Annotated in this window: 17 protein-coding genes; 13 read left to right on the top strand and 4 right to left on the bottom strand. The window is 72.1% G+C overall.

The features are described from left to right. Nucleotides 1–52 precede the first annotated feature (52 nt). Genes IEX69_RS14110 through IEX69_RS14095 form a run of 4 tightly spaced genes read left to right on the top strand, consistent with a single transcriptional unit; the run spans nt 53 to nt 3,837 of the window. Nucleotides 53–1,183 carry a FecCD family ABC transporter permease gene (locus IEX69_RS14110; protein WP_085017959.1) on the top strand — a complete coding sequence of 377 codons (1,131 nt, stop codon included), beginning with the start codon at nt 53–55 and terminating at the stop codon, nt 1,181–1,183. Next, nucleotides 1,180–2,214: an ABC transporter substrate-binding protein gene (locus IEX69_RS14105; protein ID WP_085017957.1), complete on the top strand. Its 1,035-nt coding sequence runs from the start codon at nt 1,180–1,182 to the stop codon at nt 2,212–2,214. The genes IEX69_RS14110 and IEX69_RS14105 overlap by 4 nt, the downstream gene beginning before the upstream one ends. Nucleotides 2,215–2,224: 10 nt before the next feature. Beyond that, nucleotides 2,225–3,049 (top strand): ABC transporter ATP-binding protein, encoded by an 825-nt coding sequence (locus tag IEX69_RS14100; protein ID WP_085017955.1) that lies wholly within the window; start codon nt 2,225–2,227, stop codon nt 3,047–3,049. Continuing rightward, nucleotides 3,046–3,837, top strand: coding sequence for a class I SAM-dependent methyltransferase (locus IEX69_RS14095; protein WP_174604377.1), 792 nt, complete (start codon nt 3,046–3,048; stop codon nt 3,835–3,837). Before IEX69_RS14100 ends, IEX69_RS14095 begins: the two co-directional genes overlap by 4 nt. Nucleotides 3,838–3,856: 19 nt before the next feature. On the opposite strand, the gene IEX69_RS14090 is transcribed toward IEX69_RS14095, so the two are convergent. From IEX69_RS14090 to IEX69_RS14080, 3 genes are all read right to left on the bottom strand, one after another. Next, nucleotides 3,857–4,150, bottom strand: coding sequence for a DUF6966 domain-containing protein (locus IEX69_RS14090; RefSeq protein WP_085017952.1), 294 nt, complete (start codon nt 4,148–4,150; stop codon nt 3,857–3,859). Nucleotides 4,151–4,264: 114 nt separating this feature from the next. Then, entirely contained in the window at nt 4,265–5,011 is a 747-nt protein-coding gene (locus IEX69_RS14085; RefSeq protein ID WP_085017950.1) for an SDR family NAD(P)-dependent oxidoreductase, read from the bottom strand. Further along, nucleotides 5,008–5,727 (bottom strand): FadR/GntR family transcriptional regulator, encoded by a 720-nt coding sequence (locus IEX69_RS14080; RefSeq protein WP_174604376.1) that lies wholly within the window; start codon nt 5,725–5,727, stop codon nt 5,008–5,010. Before IEX69_RS14080 ends, IEX69_RS14085 begins: the two co-directional genes overlap by 4 nt. Before the next feature lie 186 nt (nt 5,728–5,913). Here IEX69_RS14080 and IEX69_RS14075 point away from each other — a divergent pair, with 186 nt between their 5' ends. The 8 genes from IEX69_RS14075 to IEX69_RS14040 are packed head-to-tail and all read left to right on the top strand — an operon-like array spanning nt 5,914 to nt 16,072. Next, nucleotides 5,914–6,978 (top strand): sugar ABC transporter substrate-binding protein, encoded by a 1,065-nt coding sequence (locus tag IEX69_RS14075; protein WP_217348657.1) that lies wholly within the window; start codon nt 5,914–5,916, stop codon nt 6,976–6,978. Between the two features lie 35 nt (nt 6,979–7,013). Beyond that, nucleotides 7,014–8,123, top strand: a complete 1,110-nt coding sequence (locus tag IEX69_RS14070) for an ABC transporter permease (protein ID WP_085017944.1) — start codon at nt 7,014–7,016, stop codon at nt 8,121–8,123. Continuing rightward, a complete protein-coding gene (locus IEX69_RS14065) occupies nt 8,120–9,715 on the top strand; it encodes a sugar ABC transporter ATP-binding protein (protein WP_085017942.1) in 1,596 nt (531 codons plus the stop codon). The genes IEX69_RS14070 and IEX69_RS14065 overlap by 4 nt, the downstream gene beginning before the upstream one ends. Beyond that, nucleotides 9,712–10,698, top strand: coding sequence for an ABC transporter permease (locus tag IEX69_RS14060; RefSeq protein ID WP_085017941.1), 987 nt, complete (start codon nt 9,712–9,714; stop codon nt 10,696–10,698). Before IEX69_RS14065 ends, IEX69_RS14060 begins: the two co-directional genes overlap by 4 nt. 2 nt (nt 10,699–10,700) lie before the next feature. Then, a complete protein-coding gene (locus IEX69_RS14055; RefSeq protein WP_085017939.1) occupies nt 10,701–12,089 on the top strand; it encodes a four-carbon acid sugar kinase family protein in 1,389 nt (462 codons plus the stop codon). Continuing rightward, nucleotides 12,086–12,970: a phosphogluconate dehydrogenase C-terminal domain-containing protein gene (locus IEX69_RS14050; protein ID WP_085017937.1), complete on the top strand. Its 885-nt coding sequence runs from the start codon at nt 12,086–12,088 to the stop codon at nt 12,968–12,970. Before IEX69_RS14055 ends, IEX69_RS14050 begins: the two co-directional genes overlap by 4 nt. A 23-nt stretch (nt 12,971–12,993) precedes the next feature. After that, nucleotides 12,994–14,781, top strand: a complete 1,788-nt coding sequence (locus IEX69_RS14045; protein ID WP_085017936.1) for a D-apionate lactonase family protein — start codon at nt 12,994–12,996, stop codon at nt 14,779–14,781. Nucleotides 14,782–14,815: 34 nt separating this feature from the next. After that, a complete protein-coding gene (locus tag IEX69_RS14040) occupies nt 14,816–16,072 on the top strand; it encodes a ribulose-bisphosphate carboxylase large subunit family protein (protein ID WP_085017935.1) in 1,257 nt (418 codons plus the stop codon). Here IEX69_RS14040 and IEX69_RS14035 read toward each other — a convergent pair. Further along, nucleotides 16,062–17,027 (bottom strand): NAD-dependent epimerase/dehydratase family protein, encoded by a 966-nt coding sequence (locus IEX69_RS14035; protein ID WP_085017933.1) that lies wholly within the window; start codon nt 17,025–17,027, stop codon nt 16,062–16,064. The genes IEX69_RS14040 and IEX69_RS14035 overlap by 11 nt on opposite strands. A gap of 623 nt (nt 17,028–17,650) precedes the next feature. On the opposite strand from IEX69_RS14035, the gene IEX69_RS14030 reads away from it, so the two are divergent. Next, nucleotides 17,651–18,166, top strand: a complete 516-nt coding sequence (locus IEX69_RS14030) for a gluconokinase (RefSeq protein ID WP_308420504.1) — start codon at nt 17,651–17,653, stop codon at nt 18,164–18,166. Nucleotides 18,167–18,263: the final 97 nt, after the last annotated feature.

Here is an 18,263-nt window from a genome sequence, read left to right as displayed (position 1 = left end):
TATTCCACTGCTATTGATAATGATTATCAACTAGCGGCCGGAGAGGGGTTGCATGGCCAGCCCGTCCGAGGTCTCAGCGGTGTCGATCGCCCGTGGATTCCGCGCCCGGCGACGCCGCGTCGCACTCTCCCTGGTGCTGCTCGCCTGCATCCTCGTCGCCGTGGCCACCGCGGCCGCCTGCATCGGCCCCGTCCCGATCGCACCGGCCGACGTCGTCAGGGTGATCGTCGCCGAGCTCAGCGGCGACGACCCCGGTGGGCCCGCCCAGACCATCGTCTGGAACACGCGCCTCCCCCGCATCCTGATGGCGATCGTCGCCGGCGCCATGCTCGCCGCCGCGGGCGCGGTGTTCCAGGCGCTCGCGCGGAACGGCCTGGCCGACCCGTACCTGCTCGGGATCAACTCGGGCGCGTCGACGGGCGCCGCCGTCGTGGTCCTCGTCGTCGGCAGCGGCAGCGCCCTGCTCTTCTCGGGGGGTGCGCTCGTCGGCGCCGTCGCGGCGATCCTCCTCGTGCTCCTGCTCTCGAGCACGGCCGGGACGCGCGGACCGTTCCGCATCGTGCTCGCCGGACTCGCCGTCGGCTACGCGCTCAACGCCGTGACCAGCTTCCTGATCTTCTGGTCCGATTCGCCGGAGGCCGCTCGGTCGGTGCTGTTCTGGCTCCTGGGCTCGCTCGCGTCGGTCCAGCCGATCGCCCTCCTCGCGGCCGGGGCGATCACGGTCCTCGCGCTCGTCGCACTCACGAGCGCCGGCCCGCTCCTGGACGCTCTCGCCTCGGGTGACGACTCGGCCCGGTCGGTGGGCATCGACCCCGAGCGGATGCGCCTGCTGCTGATGGCCGCCACGAGCGCCGCCGTCGGGGTCGTCGTCGCCGGGGTCGGGGGGATCGGGTTCCTCGGCCTCGTCGTCCCTCACCTCGCGCGGCAGCTCGTCGGCTCGCGCCACCGGGCGATCCTCCCCGCGTCGGCTCTGCTCGGCGCGCTGCTCCTGGTCTGCGCCGACACCGTGGCGCGCACCGCCCTGGCCCCGCAGGAGATCCCCGTCGGGGTGATCACCGGCGTGATCGGCGCCCCCGTCCTGCTGCTGCTCCTGCGCGGCGGTCACGGTCACCGCTCCGGCCCCGCCCCTGCCGGCCGCCCGCATCCGAAGACCCTGTCCCTCCCGAGAGAAAGCACACCATGACCGCCCAGACCCTCCGACGGCGATCGCGCCGCCACCCCTCCGCGCCGACGGCCGGCATCGCCGTCCTCCTCGCGGCCGCGACCGCGGCCGTCCTCAGCGGATGCGGGACCACCCCCGGCTCGGATTCCGCTGGCGCCGCCACCCCTGACCAGGGCTTCCCGGTGACCATCAGCAACTGCGGGACCGAGCTCACGCTCGACCACCGGTCCGAGCGGATCGTCCTCGTCAACGACGACTCCCTCGCGAACCTCGAGGCGCTGGGGGCCGTCGACCGCGTCGTCGGGATCACCGCGCAACCCGCCCCCGGTCTCTACGAGCAGTCCACGTACGACGCCCTCGCTCGCCTGGAGACGATGTCCACGGAGAAGAACTCCACGGGCGGATCGATCGTGTCCCAGGAGAGCATCCTCGGAGCCGAGCCCGACCTCGTCATCTCACCCGAGAACGCCGTCGACAGGGCCGCCCTCGCCGCAGCCGGTGTCGCTGTGTACACCCCGACCGCCTACTGCTCGGATCCCCCGTCGACGAGCGGCCCGGCCACCTTCGACCGGGTCTGGTCGGAGCTGCGCGACTACGGCGCCATCCTGGGCGAGGCGGAGCGCTCCGACGAGCTCGTCGGCGAGTTGACGGAGACGGTCTCCGCCCCTGCGGCGTCCGCGGGGACCGCGGCGGCCGTCTACGTCTCGTCCGGCGGCACGGTGCTCTCCCCCTACGGCGCACAGAGCATGGTCACCCCGGTGTTCGAGGCGGCCGGCCTGACGAACGTCTACGCCGATGTCGACCAGCGGGTGTTCGACGTCAACGTCGAGGACCTCGTGTCGCGTGATCCCGAGACGGTGGTCGTCCTCTACTCGAGCGGCGACGGCCCGTCCGCCGTCGACTCGTTCACCTCGGCTCCGGGGACGCAGTCCCTCTCCGCGGTCCGGAACGGCAGGGTCGTCGCGCTGCCCTTCCCCTACACCGACCCGCCCTCGGTGCTCAGCGTCCGCGGCCCGGCCCAGCTCAAGGGTCTCCTCACCGGCCTCCGATGACCGGTCGCCGGTGATCACCGCACGAGCACTCCGCGTCCGGGCGGGAGATCGGACGCTCCTCGGCGGAGAGTCGTCGTCCTCCTCCGCCGGCGTCGACCTCGATGTCCCGACGGGCGCCGTCGTCGGCATCGTCGGCCCCAACGGCAGCGGGAAGAGCACGCTGCTGAGGACCCTCATCCGCGCCGTACCGCTCGCCTCGGGGGAGGTCCGGGTGGATGGGGAGGACGTGAGCCGTCTCCGGCGCCGCGACATCGCTCGCCGCGTGGCGTTCGTCGGTCAGCACTCGGACGCCACGGACCCGACCGTCACCGTGGCCGACGAGGTCGCGCTCGGGCTGGTGCAGCGCGGACCCCTCGGTCGCGACGCGGCCGATCGCGCCGTGGCCGACGCGCTGATCGCGATGGGCGTGGGCGAGCACGCTCGCTCGCCGCTCGTCACGCTCTCGGGCGGCGAGCGGCAGCGCGTGGCGCTCGCCCGCGCCGCGGCCCAGCGGGCGCCCCACGCGCTCCTGGACGAGCCGACCAACCATCTCGACATCCGCCATCGTCTCGACACCCTCGCGATGCTGCGGAGGATCGCCCCCACCGTCGTCGTCGTGCTCCACGACCTGGAGCTCGCCGCACGGTTCTGCGATCACATCGTGCTGCTCGACGCGGGCGCCGTGGTCGCGTCCGGGCCGCCGGACTCCGTGCTCACCCCGGCGGTGCTCGACCCGGTCTACGGGGTCCGCACGACGGTGCACCGGGAGGGCGACACCTTCCTCTTCGGCTTCGACCGCGCCGAGGCCCACCTCTCCCCGACATCCACCCCTCCCTTCGAAAGGACCTCACCGTGACCGACACGACCCTCGATCCCTCCACCCTCGCCCGCGAGCTCTCGAAGCGCTGGGACGCGCAGCAGACCGGGTACATCCGACACCGCGCCGAGCGCTTCGCCACCATCGCCCGGGTGGTCGAGGCGGTGACGGAGGACGTCGAGCGGCCCCGTGTCCTCGACCTCGCCGGCGGCACGGGTTCGCTCGGCCACGCGGTGCTGGCGGCGGTCCCCCGGGCCTCGCTCGTGGTGGCCGACAAGGATCCGGCCCTGCTGGCGATCGCCTCGGACATCGCTACGGCGGATCCCCGTATCGACGTCGCCGACGTCGACCTCGGACGTCCCGGCTGGGACGAGCACCCGCTCCTGGCCGGAGAGCGCTTCGACGCCATCGTCAGCTCCACCGCCCTGCACTGGCTGCAGCCCGCCCAGCTGGTCGACGTGTACTGGCGGACAGCCGACCTGCTCGCGCCCGGCGGGATCCTGCTCAACGGCGACCACCTGTCCTACGACGAGCACCTCGAGCCGACCCTCCGGCGTGTGGCCGCGGCCGACGACGAGCGGATGCAGACGGAGACCTTCTCCGGGAGCGCCGACACCTGGGATGAGTGGTGGGCCGCCGTCGCCGCCGAGCCGCGCTACAGCCGCCAGGTGGCCCGACGCGAGGAGGTGTGGGGCGACGACATCCGCATCGCCCCGCCGAAGGTGTCGCTGGAGTTCCACCTCTCGACCCTCCGCAGCGCGGGGTTCACCGAGACCGGCACCGTCTGGCGATACCTCGACGACCACGTGCTCTACGGGATCCGCTGACCCCCACCGGCGTCGTGGCTCAGCGCAGGGCCACGGCGCTCCGGTGGAGCGCGGACCTCAACCGGTCGAGCCGCTCGTCGGGCTCGCGGGAGCCGCTGCTCGACGCCAGGAGCACGAGGTCGGCGAAGCTCCCCATCCCGCCGTAGAGCGCGAGCGCGTCGGACGCCACCTCCCGGACACGGTCGGGGCCGTCCGCCTCCTCGGCGCGGTCGGCCAGGCGCTCGAACGTCGCCGCCCAGTCCGCGCGCCCGTTCTCCGCGAGGTGCTGCGACAGCACCCGGCACGTCTCCGCGAACTCCTGCGCCGTCTCCACACGAGAAGGGTAGTCCCGCGCGCGTTCGGGACGTCTTCGTCCAGGGCGGGTACCCCTTCGACTACGTCCTGGCCACCGGCGAGGCGAGGTGAGGGAAGGGGACGCGGTCGCTCCTCAGAGGGCCGTCATGCCGCCGTCGATGAAGTAGGTGCTGCCCGTGGTGAAGGCGGCCTCATCGGACGCGAGGTAGACCATCATGCTCGCGACGTCGTCGGGCGTGCCTGCCCGGCCGAGGGGCACGCGCGAGACGATCTGCGCGCGCGACTCGGCGTCGTCGGCGAGGGTCGACACCAACGGCGTCGAGGTGAACCCGGGCACGACGCTGTTCACGCGGATGCCGGCCGAGGCGTAGTCGGCCGCGACCGTGCGCATCAGCCCGAAGCCGCCGGCCTTGGTCGTCGAGTACGCCGTGTAGCCGGCGCCCTCCCCGGTCAGCCCGGTCGGACTGCCGGTGATGAGGATGGCGCCGCCCGTCGTCAGCATGCTCCTCACCGCGTGCTTGACCGTGAGGAACGTCCCGGTGAGGTTGATGTCGACCGTGCGCTGCCAGACGGCGAGGTCCAGCGAGTCGATCGGGGAGTCCTGGCCGAACAGCTGCACTCCCGCGTTGGCGACGACGACGTCGAGACGGCCGGTCTGCTCCAGCAGCGAGGAGTAGGCGGCCGCCACCGACCCCTCGTCGGTGATGTCGGCGATCACCGCACGGGCGTCCGACCCGAGGGCCTCGCGGAGACGGTCGCCGTCGCGATCGAGCCCGAAGACGGTCGCACCCTCGCGGGCGAAGCGGAGGGCCGTCGCCAGCCCGATGCCGGAGGCCGCTCCCGTGACCAGGGCGACCTTGCCGTCGAGACGGCCGCTCACGGCTCGATCTCCGCACCGTCGCCGTAGAAGCGCTGCGATCCGTCGAGATGCCGCCTCATGGCCAGGCGCGCCGCCTCGGGGTCGCGGGCCCGCACGGCATCGAGGACGGCGGCGTGCTCCTTGAGCGCGACCGGCAGCCGCCCCTCGAGCGCGAGGCTGGTGGAGCGGATCGCCTTCATGGTCGCGTTGATCGACTCGATGAGGGTGAGGAACAGGGCGTTGTGCGTCGAGCGCGCGAGCAATCGGTGGAACTCGGCGTCGTGCGCGGCCGCCGCCTGGGGGTCGCGGGCCGTCGCCATCCGCTCGTGCTCCGCGGCGATGGCCTCGAGGTCCTCCTCCGTGGCGCGCTCGCATGCCAGCTCGACCAGCCGGGTCTCGAGGGTCTCGCGCACCTCGGCGATGTGCTCGGGGCGGAGGAGCTCCTGCGACTGCGCACCCCGGAGGTAGAGCTCGAGCGCCTCGGTGACCCGCGTGGACGACACGGTCGCGATCTGGGTGCCCCTGCCCTCGGAGACCTCGAGCACACCCTTCGCGTAGAGCGATCGGATCGCCTCGCGGATGACCGTGCGGGAGACGCCGAAGCGGTCACTCATCTCGCGTTCGCTCGGCAGGCGCTCCCCCGGACGGAAGCGTCCCGAGGCGATGGCCTCGAGCAGCTCCTCGGAGACCCGCGTCGACAACGACGGCTGGCGCGTCAGTGGTCCGAAGTCGCCCATGACCCTCTCTCTCCTCGAGCCCATCTTCGTCGATGAGTCGCGCCGATCGTAACATGGTCTTTGGTATACCAAGCACAACGCTACTTGTGGATGCGCTTCTCGGCTTGCAATCGCGCGGAACATATCGTTATGGTGTCGGGGACCAGCGGCACAGTGGTTTGCCGCATTCCGAGTCAAGGAGGCCTCGTGACACGATTCCGCGCACTCACCGCGGGGGCAGCAGCCCTCGCCGTGCTCACCGCACTGACCGCCTGCGGCACCACCGGCGGCACCGGCGGGAGCACCGCCGCCGCCGACCAGGACATCAGCGTCGACGTCAGCACCGACCTGAGCGGCAAGCGCATCTGCTTCGGCTTCTCGGGAAGCGAGACCGAGTTCTGGGCGGCGGGCATCAAGTCGATCAGCGACTCGCTCTCGGCGGCCAACGCCACCGTCATCGAGCACAACTCGAACGAGGACCCCAACCGCCAGCTCGAGCAGGTGCGGGACTGCATCACCCAGGGCGTCGACGGCATCATCGTCATCCCCGAGGACGGATCGAGCGCGAACACGATCATCAAGGAGGCGAACGACGCCGACATCCCGATCGGCATCTTCAACCGCCCGCCCGCCACCGAGGACGGCGCCGCCATCATCTCGGTCGCCGACAACCGCGACGTCGCCGCCCAGACCGTGCAGTACCTCGCGGACGAGGCGACCAAGCTCGGCCGCCCGGTGCAGCCGCTCATCATGGTCGGCAACCTCAGCGACCAGAACGCGGTGGAGCGCCGGAACGGCTTCTACGAGATCGTCGACGCCAACCCCGACCTGTTCCTCACCCCGATCGAGGTGCAGACCAACTGGGATGCGGCGACCGGCCAGGCGAACCTCCAGGCGGCCATGCAGGCCAACCCGAACGTCGACGTCCTCTTCACCTCGAGCGACTTCCTGTTCCCGCAGATCCAGGCCGTGCTCGAGCCGCTCGGCAAGTGGAAGGCGGTCGGCGAGGAGGGGCACGTCATCATGGGCGGCCTCGACGGCGACAACCGCGCCTGCGGTCTGATCGAGACCGGGTACGTCGACGCGACCGGCGTGCAGGACCTCTTCTCCGAGGCCTCCGCGCTGCTCGACGCTCTCGGCACGGCGATCCAGGACGGCGACAGCAAGCCCGACCAGACCATCGTCGACCCCGGCTTCGCGCTCACCGCCGCGAACTTCGGCGACCGCTCCGAGGACATGTGGGGCTGCGTCATCACCCCGCCCGCCAGCTGATCCACCCGCACCCACCAGGAAGGAGCGCCCCGCTCGTGTCGACCACCACACCCGCCGCCACGGCCTCGACGACCCCGCCGTCGACCGATCCGGCACCGCCGTCACGGCGCCGGGCGCTCCTTCGCCGGCTCTTCGCCGGGGAGGGCTTCGTCGCCCTCCTCATCGTCGTCTACGTGATCGCCCTGTCGCCGTTCGCGCAGGGGATGCTCTCCGAGCGCAACCTGCTCAACGTCCTGTCGAACTTCTGGCCGCTCGCGATCATCGTGATCGGGCAGACGTTCGTGCTCGTCCTCGCGGGCATCGATCTGGCTCAGACCGCGATCATCAACCTCACCAACACGGTGGGCGCGCTGCTCGTGGCGAGGATGCTCGAGCCGACGCTGTTCCAGGGCTCCGTGCTCTGGAACAGCGTCATCGGCCCGGAGGGCGGGCCCCTCGGGGGCGGCTGGCCCGGGATCGTGCTCGCGGTGCTCATCGTGGTCGCCATCGGAGCCCTGCTCGGCAGTCTGAACGGTCTGGCCATCGCTCGGCTGAAGATGCCGCCGTTCATGGTGACGCTCGGGACGATGCTGCTCTTCAGCGCCGTGGCCGTCTGGCTCACCCGCAGCGAGAACGTCACGGGCCTGCCCGAGGAGTACATCGCGATCGGCCAGGCCCAGGTGTGGGGCGCCCTCACGGTGCCGGCGATCATCGCCGTGGTCCTCGGACTCGCGGCCCACTACATCCTCAGCCGCACGCCGTTCGGCGGGTGGCTCTACGCCGCCGGCACCAGCCGGCAGGCGGCCATCATCTCGGGCGTGCCGTACAAGCGCGTGGTCGTCACGGCGTACGCGCTCTCGGGCGTGTTCGCCACGGTCGGCGGACTGCTGTACTCCGCGCGCCTGGAAGCCGGGCGTCCGACGCTCGCCGACGACCTCCTGCTCGACGTGATCGGCGCCGCCGTCATCGGCGGGGTGTCGCTCTTCGGCGGCAAGGGCTCGGTGGTCGGAGCGGCGCTCGGAGCGCTGTTCTTCGTCGTGCTGTCCAACAGCCTGAACCTCCTGAACCTGCCGTTCACCCTCGTCTTCATCGTGAAGGGACTGGTCATCGTGGCCGCAGCTCTGCTCGACGTCGTCCGCACCCGCATCCTGGGAGCGACGCGATGACGGCGGGCGGCACGGCTCCGCGGCTCGCGATCTCCGGGGTGTCGCACAGCTTCTTCGGCGTGCCCGTCAACAAGGACATCTCGCTCGAGATCGCGCCGGGCGAGGTGCTGGGCCTCGTGGGCGAGAACGGAGCCGGCAAGAGCACGCTCATGAACATCGTCGGCGGGGTCCTGCGTCCCGACGCGGGAGAGCTGCGGGTCGACGGCGAGCGCTACGAGCCGCACAGCCCGGCCGAGGCGAGGCGGTTCGGCATCGCTCACGTGCATCAGGAGCTCAACCTGTTCGCGCCGCTCTCGGTCGCCGACAACATGTTCCTCACGGGGTACCCGCGCAGGTTCGGCGTGTTCACCGACAAGCGGGCGGCGCGGGCGCGCGCCGCAGAGGCCCTCGGTCTCATGGACCTCCCGTTCTCGCCGTCCACCCTCGTCGAGGACCTCAGCCCCGGCCAGCGGCAGATGCTCGAGATCTCCAAGGCCGCGGTCGGTTCGCCCAAGCTCGTGATCCTCGACGAACCCACCACGTCGCTCACCTCGCGCGAGACGGCTCGCCTGTTCGAGCTGATCGGCACCCTCACCGCGGCGGGCACCTCGGTCATCTACGTCTCGCACATCCTCGAGGACATCAAGCGCCTGTCGGACCGCATCGCGATCATGCGCGACGGAGCCCTCGTGGACGTGCAGCCCGAGGAGGACCTGACGGTCGGCGACGTCATCACCCTGATGGTCGGCCGCACCCTCGACGACCGCTTCCCCGCCCGGTCCGGCGGGCCGACCGAGACGCCCGTCCTGGAGGTCCGCGACCTGTCGGCCAAGGGCGTGGTCGACGGCATCGACCTGACCGCTCACGCGGGCGAGGTCGTCGGCCTCTTCGGCCTGATGGGCGCCGGCCGCACCGAGCTCGCCCGGATGGTCTACGGGCTCGACCCCGCCGACCGCGGGTCGGTGACGGTCGACGGGGAGGACCTCTCACGTCACTCCACCAAGGGCCGGATCGCCCGCGGCCTGGCGTTCGTCACCGAGGACCGGCGCGGCGAGGGCCTGCTGATGGACTTCCCGGTGCTCACCAACGCCGCCCTGCCCTCGCTCAAGCGGTGGGCGGGGAACGTCCTCGGCCCGATCAAGCGCCGGGTGGCCGCCCGGGACGTGGCGGAGGTCACGTCGAGCCTGCGACTGAAGTCCGCGGACCTCGACCGGTCTCCGGTGCGCTCGCTGTCGGGCGGCAACCAGCAGAAGGTGGTGATCGCCAAGTGGCTGCTCACGAAGCCCCGCGTCTTCATGCTCGACGAGCCCACGCGAGGGGTCGACGTCGGAGCACAGTACGAGGTCTACCGCACCACCCTCGAGCTGGCGGATGCCGGCACCGCGGTCCTCGTCATCTCGTCCGAGCTCCCCGAGCTGATCGGCATCTGCGACCGCATCCTCGTCATGCGGATGGGGCGGCTGGTCGGCTCGTTCGATCGCGGCGCGTTCGACGCCCGCCGCATCCTGGGCGCCGCGTTCGGGGAGAGCGCCGCCGAGGTCCCGCCACCCGCTGATCCATCAACCGACACCGCGTCCGCCGACGCGCTGCCCGACCAGGAGACCGCCCGATGAGCCAGAGACTCCGCCAGCTCGCGCTGGGGAACGTGCCGATCATCCTGCTCGTCGTGGTGTTCATCGTGTTCTCGCTGCTCGACCCGCGCTTCTTCGACCTGCAGACGCTCGCCAACGTCGCTCGAAGCACCGCCTACATCGGGATCGTCGCGGTCGGCATGACGCTCGTGCTGATGACCGCCGGCATCGACCTCTCGGTGGGATCGATGCTGTACCTGACGGCGGTCGTCGTCGGCCAGGTGATCAACGCGGCCGCCCTCCCGGTGTTCGTCGTGCCGCTCCTGGCGATCGGCGTCGGCGTCGTCCTCGGGGCGATCAACGGGTTCGCCATCTCCTTCCTCCGGCTCGTGCCGTTCATCGTCACCCTCGCGATGCTCACCGTGTTCCGGGGCGCGGGGCTCGGCCTCTCCGACTCCCGTGAGGTCAACTACCCCGACGTGATCACGCAGCTCGGATCGCAGCCGATCCTCGGGATCCCGCTCCCCGTGTGGGTGTTCGCGCTCGTCGTGCTCCTCGCGCACCTCCTGGTGACGCGCACGCCGTTCGGGCGCCAGCTCCTGGCCACGGGCGAGGATCGCGCGGCCGCGGAACGCGCGGGCATCCCGGTGCGACGCATCCTCTTCACCGTCTACGTGATCTCGGGAGCCCTGGCGGGCCTCGCGAGCTTCGTCGCCATGACGCAGCTGCGGACGGCCGCCCCCGGCTTCGGCAGCGGCGACGAGTTCGACGCGATCGCCGCCGCGGTCCTCGGCGGGACGAGCCTCTTCGGCGGACGCGGATCGGTGTTCCCGGGCACGGTCGTGGGCGCCCTCCTCATCCAGCTCATCCAGACGGGCCTGCAGTTCCTCCAGGTGGACCTGTACGTCACGCCCATGATCCAGGCCTGCATCATCCTGCTCGCGGTCTTCATCGACGCCCTCCGCACCGGCCGGCTGGAGAAGCTCACGCGACGTGTGGTCATGTCCGAGCGGACGGAGGTCTAGAGGTGCCGCAGCCGCCCAGCGAGGGACTCGTGGTCGCGTACTACGGCGACGACTTCACCGGGTCGACGGACGTGATGGAGACGCTGGAGGACGCCGGGATCCCCACGCTCCTCTTCCTCGAGCCGCCGACCCGCGAGGAGGTCGCCTCGCATCCGGAGGTGCGGGCGGTGGGCGTCGCGGGGGTCAGCCGAACGCTCTCGCCCGCGGAGATGGACGACGAGCTGCCCCCGGTGTTCTCCGCCCTCGCCGCGCTCGGAGCGCCGCTGCTGCACTACAAGATCTGCTCCACGTTCGACTCGTCGCCCGAGGTCGGCAGCATCGGTCGCGCGACCGAGCTGCTCCGTCGAGCCGTGCCGGGCGGCGAGGAGCGGGCCACCGCGCTCGTCGTGGGCGTGCCCCAGCTCGGTCGTTGGACCGCCTTCGGCACGCTGTTCGCCACCTTCCAGGGGGAGGTCTACCGGCTCGACCGGCATCCGGCGATGAGCGTGCATCCGATCACCCCGATGCACGAGGCGGATGTGCGGATTCACCTGAGCGGGCAGACCTCGCTCCCCCTCTCGCTCATCGACGTGTTCGACCTCGACGGACCGGACGACGAGGTCGCCCGCCGAGTCGACGAGTCGCTGGGCTCCTCCGACGGGATCGTCGTGCTGGACGTCGCCGACCATGAGACTCAGCGGCGCGTGGGCTCCGCGCTCCACCGCCGGCTCGAGGCCGCCTCGACGACCGGAGGGACCGCCGTGGTGGTCGGCTCCTCCGGCGTCGAGTACGCGCTCGGCGCCGCCTGGGGGCGACAGGGGCACGCGGCCGAGCGGGCGGTGCGACCGGCGGGCACGACGCTCGTGGTGTCCGGCTCCCGCGCGCCCGCCACCCAGCGGCAGGCGGAGGCGGCCGTCGCCGCCGGGTTCCTGCGCGTCGACCTCGACCCGGGCGCCGTCACGGCGGAGAGCGCGACGGACGCGGAGGACGCACGCGCGGCCGTCGCGGCGCAGGTCGTCGCCGCGCTGTCGGCGAGCGACCGCGTGCTGCTCTTCACCCCGCCGCCCGTCCCCGGCGCCCCCGCGGTCGACGGCACCCGGCTCTCTCTCGCCCTCGCCGACATCACCCGGCAGGTGCTCGACCGGGTCGACATCCCCCGGCTCGTGGTCGCCGGCGGAGACACCTCCGGATACGTGGCGAAGGCCCTCGGCATCCGGGCGCTCCGCCTGGTGCGGCGGCTGGCGCCCGGATCACCGCTCTGCTCCGCCGTCAGCGACGACCCCCGCGTCGACGGCATGGAGCTCTGCCTCAAGGGCGGCCAGATCGGCGCGCCCGACTACTTCGTCCGGATCGCCGACCTCGGCACGGACGACGTCGGCACCGAGAACGTCGGTGCTGCCGCGGCGGGATGACCGTCCGCGAGCACCGAGACCACCAGGATCACCAGAAAGGGAACCACATGACCACGATCGCCCTCGTCGGCGCAGGCGGGAAGATGGGCTCGCGCCTCACCGACAACCTCCTGAAGACCGACTACGAGATGCTCTTCGTCGAGCCGAGCGAGGCCGGAGTGGCCCGTCTCGCCGAGCGCGGCGCCACTCCGACGAGTCTCGAGGAGGCCGTCTCGGCTGCCGACGTCGTCATCCTCGCCGTCCCCGACAACCGGATCGGCGTGGTCGCCGAGCAGGCGGTGCCGCTGATGCGATCGGGCGCCACCCTGATCGTCCTGGATGCAGCAGCGCCGTTCGCGGGCCATCTCCCCGAGCGGGCCGACGTCAGCTTCGTCGCCTGCCACCCCTGCCATCCCTCGGTCTTCAACAACTCCGAGACCGACCCCGTGGCCCAGACCGACTACTTCGGCGGGATCGCCGCCCGTCAGGACGTCGTCATCGCTCTCATCTCCGGCTCGGAGGACGACTACACCCGCGCCGAGGAGGTCGTGCGCGCGTTCTTCGCCCCGGTGCTGAACGCCCACCGCATCACGGTCGAGAACATGGTCCTGCTCGAGCCCGTGCTCGCGGAGACCACGGCCGCCACGTGCGTGACGATCATCAAGGAGGCGATGGACGAGGCGGTGCGCCGCGGCGTCCCCGCCGACGCGGCGCGCGCGTTCATCCTCGGTCACGTCAACGTCGAGCTGGCGATCGTGTTCGGCGAGATCGGCTCGCCGTTCTCCGACGGCGCGCTGAAGGCGATCGCGACGGCGAAGGACATCCTGTTCAAGGACGATTGGAAGCGCGTCTTCGACGACGAGGTCGTCGCGGCCAGCGTCGACGAGATCGTCAACCACTGACGACGGCGCGGGAGGCGGAGGACATGGCGGACGCGGGACCCCGTGCGGCGCGCGCGGTGACGGTCGGCGCCTGGCGGCTCGAGCTCACGGATGACGGCGACCTCGCCCACGTGCTCCTCGACGGCGTCGAGGTGCTGCGCGGGGTCCAGTTCGTCGTGCGCGACGACGCATGGGGCACGATCCGCGGCGACCGCGACCTGCGGATCGAGTCCCCTGGGCTCGACGACGGCGATGGGCTCGTCGCCGTGCTCCGCTCCGTCCACCGCTTCCCGGACGGCGTCCTGCGCGCCAGCGCCCGCCTCGCCGTGGCGCCCGACCGCATCCGATACGAGGTCGAGGCGACGGCGGAGGGCACCGTGGTGACCAACCGCGTGGGATTCGTGGTGCTGCATCCGCTGTCGCTCGCCGGCGCCGAGGTGGAGCTCAGGCACGGGGAGGAACGCGTCTCGCGCGACCGGTTCCCCGCCGACGTCGCTCCGCATCAGCCGTGGGTCGGCATCACGGGCCTGTCCGTCGCCGCGCCGGGGAGCGGCCGTGTGCTCTCGATCGACCTCGAGGGCGACCTGTTCGAGACGGAGGATCAGCGCAACTGGTCCGACGCCTCCTTCAAGACCTACAGCCGTCCGCTCGCCCTGCCCTTCCCGTACACGCTCGGCGACGGCGAGACGGTGCGGCAGGCGGTGGAGGTGAGCGCGGCTCCCGGGCCCGCCTCCGACCCGGTCGGAGAGGTCGAGGAGCGGCGGGGCGTCCTGATCGACCGGTCCGTCGTGCATCCGCGACCTCGACTCGGGATCCAGCTCGGCCCCGACGACCTCGCGCTGGAGCGCCCCGCCCTCGTCGAGGCGGTCCGGCGTCTCGGGGTCGATCACGTGCGCGTCGACGTCGTGTGCGACGGGGACGGTGTGCGCGGAGCGGAGGGCCTCGCGGCCGTCGCGGACCTCCCCCTCGAGCTCGCCGTCCACCTCGACCCGGCCCCGTCCACCGGCGACGACGGCGGACTCCCCGCGCTCGCCCGCCTGCTGTCCGAGCGGACCGGACCGCTCCGCAGCGTGCTGCTCTTCGACCACGCCGCCCCGGTCACCGCTCCGGATGCGGTCAGCAGACTGAGGTCCGCTCTCGGGGCACTCCTCGACGAGACCGTCGTCGCGGTGGGAACGGACGACAACCTCGCCGAGCTCTCCCGAGGCCGGCCGCGGCTCGCCGGAGCCGACGAGGTCACCTTCAGCCTCAACCCCCAGGTGCACGACAGCTCGGATCGCGCGGTGATCGAGACGGTCGAGGCCGTTCCCGCGATGATCAGGACCGCATCCGCGCTGGGCGCCGGCCGGGCCGTCGGCATCGGTGCGCTGACCCTTCGTCCCCGGCGGTCGATCTACCGACAGGGCGTCGTCGTCGACCGGCTCGGGAGGGACTCGGGCTCGATCGACGCCCGGCAGCCGAGCGACTTCGCGGCGGCGTGGCTCACCGCCACCCTGGCCGCCCTCGTCGCCTCCGGCGTCTCCCGCGTCACCGCCCTCGAGCTCACGGGACCGCGCGGGGTCCTGGACGCCGACGGCCACCTCACCGCCGCCGGCGAGGTGCTCGCGGCGGTGTGCTCCAGCGACGGTGTCGGCATCCCCTCCGTCGACCTCTCGCACGACATCGTCGTGCTCCCGCTCTCGCGGGAGCGGGCGAACCTCTCGCGGGAGCGGGCGAACGAGGCCGCCCACGCCCTGGTCGCCGACCTCTCCGGCCGCGCCCGGCGCGTCGAGCTCGACGGGCTGACGGTCGCGCTCACGCCGTACCAGGCGCGCCTCGTCGAACTCCCCTGACCCGCCCCATCCCCCCTCACCGGAAGGCTCCGCCATGACCGACGACCGCATCCGCGCCCGCTACCTGATCGAGACGCCGGTCGGACTCGAGCGCGCCGCCACCTCGATGGCCGGCGAGCAGTCCACGGGCACCTTCATCGCACTGCCCGGCGAGACCCCCGAGCTGCACCGCCGTCATGCGGCCCACGTCGAGTCGATCGAGCTCCACGAGACGGGCGTCGACGCCTCGCTGTCCGGGTCGCGGGGCCCCGGGCCGGTCGAGCGCGGCGAGGTCGTGCTCTCCTTCCCGCTCGAGAACGTCGGCACGGCGCTGCCGAACCTGCTGGCGACCGTGGCGGGCAACCTCTTCGAGCTGCAGCAGCTGTCCGGCATCCGGCTGATCGACCTCGAGCTCCCCGCGGAGTTCGGGGCCGCGCACCCGGGCTCGCAGTTCGGCGTCGACGGCACCCGCGAGATCGCCGGGGTGCCGACCGGACCGATCGTGGGCACGATCGTGAAGCCCAGCGTGGGTCTCACCCCCACCCAGACCGGGGCCCTCGCCGAGGAGCTGGCGCTGGCCGGACTCGACTTCATCAAGGACGACGAGCTGATGGCCGACTCGCCGCACTCGCCCTTCGAGGAACGGCTCGACGCGGTGCTGCGCGGACTCGACCGCGCCGCCGAGCAGACCGGACGGCGGCCTCTCTACGCCGTCAACGTCAGCGGCGAGATCGACGACATGCGGCGGCGAGCGGACCTCGTCGCGTCGCGCGGCGGGAACTGCATCATGGTGAGCGTGAACGCGGTCGGCATCGCGGGGCTGCGCGACCTGCGGCTGCACAGCTCCCTCCCGATCCACGCCCACCGCAACGGATGGGGTGCGCTCACCCGGTTCCCGCAGCTGGGCTACTCGTATCAGGTGTGGCAGCAGCTCTGGCGTCTGGCCGGCGCCGACCACCTCCACGTGAACGGGCTCAGGAACAAGTTCTGGGAGCCGGACGACTCGGTGATCGCCTCGGCGAGGGCGGTGCTCCAGCCGATGAACGGCGGGCCGGCCGCGATGCCGGTGTTCTCCTCCGCTCAGTCGGCGGAGCAGGCCGCCGACACCTACGCCGCGATCGGCACCGCCGACCTGATGTACGTCTGCGGAGGCGGGATCATGGCCCACCCGGACGGTGTCGCGGCCGGCGTGGCGAGCATCCGCCAGGCCTGGGAGGCCGCCCTCGAGGGCACCGATCTGGACGAGTACGCGGCGACGCATCCGGAGCTCGATGCCGCACTGCGGACGTTCCGGGGAGCGCTCAGCTCGTGAAGCGCTGGTAGTCCTCGGCGTACCGCGCGAGCCCCTCACCGAGCGTGGCGAAGGCGGGCTCGACCCCGAGCTGCTCGCGCACCGGAGCCATGTCGACGACCCCCCGGTAGCGGCTCTCCACGCCGGCGGGGTCGGAATCGACGTCCACCGTGCGGATCCGGGCGTGCGGGAAGGTCTCGCGCACGATGTCCGCGTACTCGGCGGGCGAGGTGAGCGGTCGCCCCGTCCCGGCGAAGAACACGCGGTCGCAGTCGTCGGCGCAGTCCGCCGCCGCGGCGAACACCGCGGCGACGTCCTGAACGGGGGTGAAGTCGCGCCGGGGGCCGGACGTGGGGATCTCCACCTCGCGCCCCTCGCAGATGCCCTCCACCACGGGCTTCACGCCGATCGGCCACTGCATCCCGAAGCCGTACACCGCACTGGGACGGACGATCCGCACGTCGAGCGGGAACGCATCCGCGTAGCCCAGCGCGAGCACCTCGGAGACCGCCTTCGAGACGCCGTAGAAGCCGCCGGCCGGACCCTCGGTGGGCGTCACGATCGGATGCGCGGCATCGATCGGCTCGTACCTCACGGAGGGGAGGACGGCCACCGTGGACGCGAGCACGAACCTCCGCACGCCGAACCGGCGGCAGAGGTCGAGCAGCGCGAGGGTGGGCTGGACGTTGAGCTCGACCGCTCGCAGCGGATCCTCGCGCAGCGCTACCGGGTTCACGTACGCGTCGAGGTGGACGACGACCTCCGGGCGACGGTCGCGGATGGCCTCCTCGATGGCGTCCTCGCGCATCGCGCCACCGCGGATCAGCTCGGGCGGGTCGCCGCCGATCACCTGCAGCGCCTCGGGCCGGTAGTCGTACCGGCTCACCGCGACGACCTCGTGCTCGCGCTCCCGCACCGCGCGCACCGTGTACGAGCCGATGAACCCCGTCGCCCCCGTGATCAGCACCCTCGCCACCCCTCCACGCTACCCGCCCCGCCCGCCCCGCCCCTCCCTCCCCTGGGCAGAGCGGATCCGCCCGACTCGACGAGGCGGGCGCCCGCTGCAGCCGCGGTAACGCCCACCCTCCCGCCGACACGCGAGAACCCGCCCTCCCGGGCCCATACGAAGGGCGGAACCGCGCCACTCGGCGAGGCGGGCGCCCGCTGCAACCGCGGTAACGCCCACCCTCCCGCCGACACGCGAGAACCTGCCCTCCCGGGCCCACGCGAGGGGCGGATCCGCGCCACTCGGCGAAGCCGACAGGTGCAGCGCCTGGGTCGCGCCCTCCCTCCCCGCGAAACGCGAGAACCCGCCCTTCCGGGCCCACACGAAGGGCGTAATCGCGCCACTGGGCGACGCCGACAGGTGCAGCGCCTGGGTCACGCCCACCCTCGCCTCGACACGCGAGAACCCGCCCTCCCAGACCCTCACGAAGGGCGGATCCGCACCACTCGGCGAGATGAGCGGGCACTGCAGCCGCGGTAGCCCCCACCCCGCCGCCGACACGCGAGAATCCGCCCTCCCAGGCCCTCACGAAGGGCGGATCCGCGCCACTCGGCGAAGTGGGCGGGTGCGGCGGCTGGGGTAGCGTCGATGGCGTGACCGACCGCGCCGCGCTTCCCGATGCGATCGTCGTGATGGGCGTCTCGGGGGCGGGCAAGTCGCTGATCGGCGCGGGGCTGGCCAGCCGCCTCGGCTACGCCTTCGTGGATGCGGACGACCTGCACCCCGCCGAGAACGTCGCGAAGATGGCCGCGGGCATCCCCCTCGACGACCTCGACCGCTGGCCCTGGCTCGATCTCGTCGGGGCCGCCATCGCGCACCGAGCCGGGGGGATCGTCGTGGCCTGCTCGGCCCTCAAGGTCGCCTACCGCGACCGCCTCCGCTCCGCCGCCCCCGAGACGGTGTTCATCGAGCTCGACGGGTCACCCGAGCTGCTGGCCTCGCGGATAGGAGCTCGCCGCGACCACTTCATGCCCGCAGCCCTGCTCGCCTCCCAGCTCGCCACGCTCGAACCGCTCGGCCCCGCCGAGCGCGGTGTGCGCGTCGACGTCGACGGGAGTCCCGCCGACGTGGTCGAGCGCGCCGTCGCCGCCCTGGCCGCGCTCGCGTAGCGCGGCGGGCAGGCGAGATCCCACTGCTCACTTCTGCACCCATCGGTGCTCAGAAGGCGCCAGGAGTGAGCACTCGACGCGCTCGACTCGTGCGCGG

The sequence above is a fragment of the Cnuibacter physcomitrellae genome, assembly GCF_014640535.1.
GTDB classification, from domain to species: domain Bacteria; phylum Actinomycetota; class Actinomycetes; order Actinomycetales; family Microbacteriaceae; genus Cnuibacter; species Cnuibacter physcomitrellae.
The sequence above is the reverse complement of the archived record's forward strand: the minus strand, read 5'-3'. Positions and strand labels throughout refer to the sequence as shown.